At 55.5% G+C, this 5,455-nt stretch carries 3 rRNA genes; all 3 read right to left on the bottom strand.

Features of this window, described 5'->3' with window-relative positions:
- Positions 1-8: 8 nt before the first annotated feature.
- The 3 genes from rrf to DEJ02_RS18195 all read right to left on the bottom strand — a co-directional run bounded on the left by rrf (position 9) and on the right by DEJ02_RS18195 (position 5,360).
- Positions 9-125: ribosomal RNA gene (gene rrf, locus DEJ02_RS18205) — 5S ribosomal RNA — on the bottom strand.
- A gap of 152 nt (positions 126-277) precedes the next feature.
- A 23S ribosomal RNA gene (locus DEJ02_RS18200) occupies positions 278-3,405 on the bottom strand.
- Positions 3,406-3,838: 433 nt separating this feature from the next.
- Positions 3,839-5,360: ribosomal RNA gene (locus DEJ02_RS18195) — 16S ribosomal RNA — on the bottom strand.
- Together the 16S, 23S and 5S rRNA genes form the textbook arrangement of a ribosomal RNA operon.
- Positions 5,361-5,455: the final 95 nt, after the last annotated feature.

Here is a 5,455-nt window from a genome sequence, read left to right as displayed (position 1 = left end):
TACGTTAAGTCCGGCGGCGTCCTACTCTCCCACAAGGTCCCCCTTGCAGTACCATCGGCGCTGAGAGGCTTAGCTTCCGGGTTCGGAATGTGACCGGGCGTTTCCCTCTCGCTATGACCACCGGAACACCTTCGACCATAATCTGGTCTCAAAGCTGTCCCGACTACTGCCCTCCGTGAAGAGGGCAGAGCGGTGTATTCAGTTTCGATTCCCGATCGTCTGTCGGGAACCACAAAGTGGACGCGAGCCCGTGCAACAAGTGCACGGAAATCAGTGTGTTATCAAGTCTTCGGCTTATTAGTACCGGTCAGCTCCACGGGTCGTTAGTCCCCGCTTCCACATCCGGCCTATCAACCCAGTAGTCTGCTGGGAGCCTCTCACACTCAAGGTGCATGGAAATCTCATCTCGAAGACGGCTTCCCGCTTAGATGCTTTCAGCGGTTATCCGGTCCGAACGTAGCTAATCAGCGGTGCCCTTGGCAGAACAACTGACACACCAGAGGTTCGTCCATCCCGGTCCTCTCGTACTAGGGATAGATCTTCTCAAATTTCCAACGCGCGCAGCGGATAGGGACCGAACTGTCTCACGACGTTCTAAACCCAGCTCGCGTACCGCTTTAATGGGCGAACAGCCCAACCCTTGGGACCTACTCCAGCCCCAGGATGCGACGAGCCGACATCGAGGTGCCAAACCATGCCGTCGATATGGACTCTTGGGCAAGATCAGCCTGTTATCCCCGAGGTACCTTTTATCCGTTGAGCGACAGCGCTTCCACAAGCCACTGCCGGATCACTAGTCCCGACTTTCGTCCCTGCTCGACCTGTCAGTCTCACAGTCAAGCTCCCTTGTGCACTTACACTCGCCACCTGATTGCCAACCAGGTTGAGGGAACCTTTGGGCGCCTCCGTTACTCTTTGGGAGGCAACCGCCCCAGTTAAACTACCCATCAGGCACTGTCCATGAACCCGATCAGGGTCCTACGTTAGACATCCAAAGTGACCAGAGTGGTATTTCAACAATGACTCCACGAACACTAGCGTGCCCGCTTCACAGTCTCCCACCTATCCTACACAAGCCACTCCGAACACCAATACCAAACTGTAGTAAAGGTCACGGGGTCTTTCCGTCCTGCTGCGCGTAACGAGCATCTTTACTCGTAGTGCAATTTCGCCGAGTTCGCGGTTGAGACAGCTGGGAAGTCGTTACGCCATTCGTGCAGGTCGGAACTTACCCGACAAGGAATTTCGCTACCTTAGGATGGTTATAGTTACCACCGCCGTTTACTGGGGCTTAAATTCAGAGCTTCGCCCAAAGGCTAACCCTTCCTCTTAACCTTCCAGCACCGGGCAGGCGTCAGTCCGTATACATCGTCTTGCGACTTCGCACGGACCTGTGTTTTTAGTAAACAGTCGCTTCCCACTGGTCTCTGCGGCCTTCAACGCTCACGGAGTAAATCCGGTCACGTGTCCGGCCCCCCTTCTCCCGAAGTTACGGGGGCATTTTGCCGAGTTCCTTAACCACGATTCTCTCGATCTCCTTGGTATTCTCTACCTGACCACCTGAGTCGGTTTCGGGTACGGGCGGCTGCAACCTCGCGTCGATGCTTTTCTCGGCAGCATAGGATCACTGATTTCCCCTTACGGGTACGCGTCGGATCTCAGGCGTACAGACGACGGATTTGCCTATCGTCAGCCCTACATCCTTACACCAGGTTCACCTTACGGATACCATCGCCTGGCTCAGCTACCTTCCTGCGTCACACCTGTTCATACGCTAACCGCACCAGCATGGGGTCGAGCGTTAGACCGGCCACCATCACCCCGAAGGGATCCGGTTGTACCGGGTTAGGACTCTTAGCACCACTGGATTAGCTTGGGCGGTTGTTCGCCGGTACGGGAATATCAACCCGTTGTCCATCGACTACGCCTGTCGGCCTCGCCTTAGGTCCCGACTTACCCAGGGCGGATTAACCTGGCCCTGGAACCCTTGGTCTTTCGGAGGACGGGTTTCTCACCCGTCTTTCGCTACTCATGCCTGCATTCTCACTCGTGTAGCGTCCACGGCTGGATCACTCCGCCGCTTCACTCGCCACACGACGCTCTCCTACCACTCCGCACGACTGAACCACGAAGGCTTGTCTATAGTGCGAAATCTACAACTTCGGTGGTGTGCTTGAGCCCCGTTACATTGTCGGCGCGGAATCACTTGACCAGTGAGCTATTACGCACTCTTTCAAGGGTGGCTGCTTCTAAGCCAACCTCCTGGTTGTCTGTGCAACTCCACATCCTTTCCCACTTAGCACACGCTTAGGGACCTTAGTTGGTAGTCTGGGTTGTTTCCCTCTCGACGATGAAGCTTATCCCCCACCGTCTCACTGCTGCGCTCTCACTCACCGGCATTCGGAGTTTGGCTGACGTCAGTAACCTGTTGAGGCCCATCGGCCATCCAGTAGCTCTACCTCCGGCGAGAAACACGCAACGCTGCACCTAAATGCATTTCGGAGAGAACCAGCTATCACGAAGTTTGATTGGCCTTTCACCCCTATCCACAGCTCATCCCCTCCATTTTCAACTGAAGTGGGTTCGGTCCTCCACGACGTCTTACCGTCGCTTCAACCTGGCCATGGATAGATCACTTCGCTTCGGGTCTAGAACATGCGACTCAAACGCCCTATTCAGACTCGCTTTCGCTACGGCTGCCCCTCACGGGTTAACCTCGCCACATATCACTAACTCGCAGGCTCATTCTTCAAAAGGCACGCCGTCACCCCTACTAAGGAGGCTCCGACGGTTTGTAAGCAAACGGTTTCAGGTACTATTTCACTCCCCTCCCGGGGTACTTTTCACCTTTCCCTCACGGTACTTGTCCGCTATCGGTCATCTGGGAGTATTTAGGCTTATCAGGTGGTCCTGACAGATTCACACGGGATTTCTCGGGCCCCGTGCTACTTGGGATACACATCCGGCCATAACACCATTTCGTCTACGGGGCTGGCACCCACTACGGCCCGGCTTTCAAACCGGTTCGACTATGATGCGCTGTAACCGTCCCAGTCCGGCAGAACTGAGTGACGTGTCCCACAACCCCGACCATGCAACGCCCGCCGGCTATCACACATGATCGGTTTAGCCTCATCCGCTTTCGCTCGCCACTACTCACGGAATCACATGTTGTTTTCTCTTCCTGTGGGTACTGAGATGTTTCACTTCCCCACGTTCCCTCTACCCGCCCTATATATTCAGGCGGGAGTCACCAGGTCGCAAAACGCCTGGCGGGGTTTCCCCATTCGGAAATCCTCGGATCGAGGCTCGATTATCAGCTCCCCGAGGCTTATCGCAGATTTCTACGTCCTTCATCGGCTCCAGATGCCAAGGCATCCACCGTTTGCTCTTAGAAACTTGACCACAAAGATTAAAATTGCGATCCAACGTCACCAATCAACAGCCCGAAGGCTGATCATGGATGACGCGAATCAAAGATGCTCGCGTCCACTGTGTAGTTCTCAACATACGATCGGCACCAGCACTCCCCCACCACAACGGTAGGTTCACCCTGGCCCGACGAAGGACCCGTAGGCCCAACCCCCACCACCACTCACGTGACAGTAGGAAGCCTGGTCCCTCAGGACCCAACAACGTGCACCAGCCAGCAGCTCCACCCTCGACCCGTCCCAACCCTGCAAGCAGAGCGTACTGAGGTCGGAAGCATCACTCCCAACTGCACTGTCAATGTTCCACCCATGAGCTACCCGTCGGACACGTTCGGTCCGAAACAGGCGCCTGGACCAGCAACCAACCACCCCTAATGGGCGACCAGCACTGACCAGATGCTCCTTAGAAAGGAGGTGATCCAGCCGCACCTTCCGGTACGGCTACCTTGTTACGACTTAGTCCTAATCACCGATCCCACCTTCGACGGCTCCTTCCACAAGGGTTAGGCCACCGGCTTCGGGTGTTACCGACTTTCATGACTTGACGGGCGGTGTGTACAAGGCCCGGGAACGTATTCACCGCAGCGTTGCTGATCTGCGATTACTAGCGACTCCGACTTCATGAGGTCGAGTTGCAGACCTCAATCCGAACTGAGACCGGCTTTTTGGGATTCGCTCCACCTTACGGTATCGCAGCCCTTTGTACCGGCCATTGTAGCATGCGTGAAGCCCAAGACATAAGGGGCATGATGATTTGACGTCATCCCCACCTTCCTCCGAGTTGACCCCGGCAGTCTCCTATGAGTCCCCGGCATAACCCGCTGGCAACATAGAACGAGGGTTGCGCTCGTTGCGGGACTTAACCCAACATCTCACGACACGAGCTGACGACAACCATGCACCACCTGTACACCGACCACAAGGGGGCGACCATCTCTGGCCGTTTCCGGTGTATGTCAAGCCTTGGTAAGGTTCTTCGCGTTGCATCGAATTAATCCGCATGCTCCGCCGCTTGTGCGGGCCCCCGTCAATTCCTTTGAGTTTTAGCCTTGCGGCCGTACTCCCCAGGCGGGGCGCTTAATGCGTTAGCTACGACACAGAAACCGTGGAAAGGTCCCTACATCTAGCGCCCAACGTTTACGGCATGGACTACCAGGGTATCTAATCCTGTTCGCTCCCCATGCTTTCGCTCCTCAGCGTCAGTTACGGCCCAGAGATCTGCCTTCGCCATCGGTGTTCCTCCTGATATCTGCGCATTCCACCGCTACACCAGGAATTCCAATCTCCCCTACCGCACTCTAGTCTGCCCGTACCCACTGCAAGCCCGAGGTTGAGCCTCGGGATTTCACAGCAGACGCGACAAACCGCCTACGAGCTCTTTACGCCCAATAATTCCGGACAACGCTTGCACCCTACGTATTACCGCGGCTGCTGGCACGTAGTTAGCCGGTGCTTTTTCTGCAGGTACCGTCACTTTCGCTTCTTCCCTACTAAAAGAGGTTTACAACCCGAAGGCCGTCATCCCTCACGCGGCGTTGCTGCATCAGGCTTTCGCCCATTGTGCAATATTCCCCACTGCTGCCTCCCGTAGGAGTCTGGGCCGTGTCTCAGTCCCAGTGTGGCCGGTCACCCTCTCAGGCCGGCTACCCGTCGTCGCCTTGGTGAGCCATTACCTCACCAACAAGCTGATAGGCCGCGAGTCCATCCCCAACCAAAAAATCTTTCCACCACCAGACCATGCGGCCAGTGATCATATCCAGTATTAGACGTCGTTTCCAACGCTTATCCCAGAGTCAGGGGCAGGTTACTCACGTGTTACTCACCCGTTCGCCACTAATCCACCCAGCAAGCTGGGCATCATCGTTCGACTTGCATGTGTTAAGCACGCCGCCAGCGTTCGTCCTGAGCCAGGATCAAACTCTCCGTAAAAAAATACAGACCCAACACCCGAAGGCATCAGACCGAGTTGATTCTGACTGTTGACTGTCTACTGACAATCTTCAATCCAAAAGGAATTGCTTCAT

Origin of the sequence: Curtobacterium sp. MCLR17_042 (genome assembly GCF_003234695.1) — a bacterium.
Classification (GTDB): Bacteria; Actinomycetota; Actinomycetes; order Actinomycetales; family Microbacteriaceae; genus Curtobacterium; species Curtobacterium flaccumfaciens.
Note: the sequence above shows the minus strand (reverse complement) of the source record. Positions and strands in the feature narration are given on the sequence as shown.